General features: G+C 58.7%; 1 protein-coding gene. It reads right to left on the bottom strand.

The features are described from left to right. The coding region (locus A3754_RS02595; protein WP_197468395.1) for a DNA translocase FtsK 4TM domain-containing protein at positions 1–650 on the bottom strand (650 nt) is incomplete at its 3' end. Between the last annotated feature and the right edge of the window lie 200 nt (positions 651–850).

Here is an 850-nt window from a genome sequence, read left to right on the forward strand (position 1 = left end):
CGCTGCTCTTCGCGCTGACGTTTACGCGCTTGCCACCAAGCAGGCACTTTTTCGATGGCGCCAAGCACCAGCGCGCCCAGGCCTTCAGCCAGCGCGATCCAGGACAAATCGGTAAAGATGGTCACGCCGATCAAAAACAACGCCACCATCATCAAGGTCCCACCCAGCGGGTTGAACCCGGCCAGGGAGGCATCGCCAACTTCATGGCCGAGAATGCCCCCGGCGCCTTCCGGCAGCGTATCGCCCACGGTGAAATGCATGTACGACAGCGCCGTGCCCGCCAGCATGGTCAGAATAAAACCCACCAGTCGCAAGCTGAACAGCGGCCAGCTCCCCGGCAGTCCGGCATGGCGCTCGCGCAGCACCTTGCCGGCCCAAAAGCCCAGCAGCACCGGAAACAGGTAGGCCATATAGCCAAACAGGCCCAGCGGCAGATCGGCGCTGAACGCCCCTACCCGGCCCATGGCATTGCGTACTGCATCCACATTGCCCACATAGGACCAGCCGGGATCGCGGCTATCGAAACTGATTAACGCCAGCAGCAGGTAAAGGGAAAAGGCGATCAGCGCAATGACCATGCCTTCCACCAAACCACGTTTGAGATGGCGGGAAAACCCGGACTGTCCTTGCCCGGCAACCGTTTTACTCACGCCTTGCCCCTCAATAAAGTCAAACTATTGGATAAAGAATAGCTGATAACGGATTGAAATTATTGCGATTGTAGTCAATCACAGTGGGGGCGGCCAGCTTTGCCCCTCCCGGTGTGCCCGAGCGCACGGCATTATCGCACAAAATAGCCGCAATCTGCGGCTCTCAACCCGGGCAGTCACCTCTTCCTATCGCACTAATA

It is taken from the genome of Alcanivorax sp. HI0083, assembly GCF_001635175.1.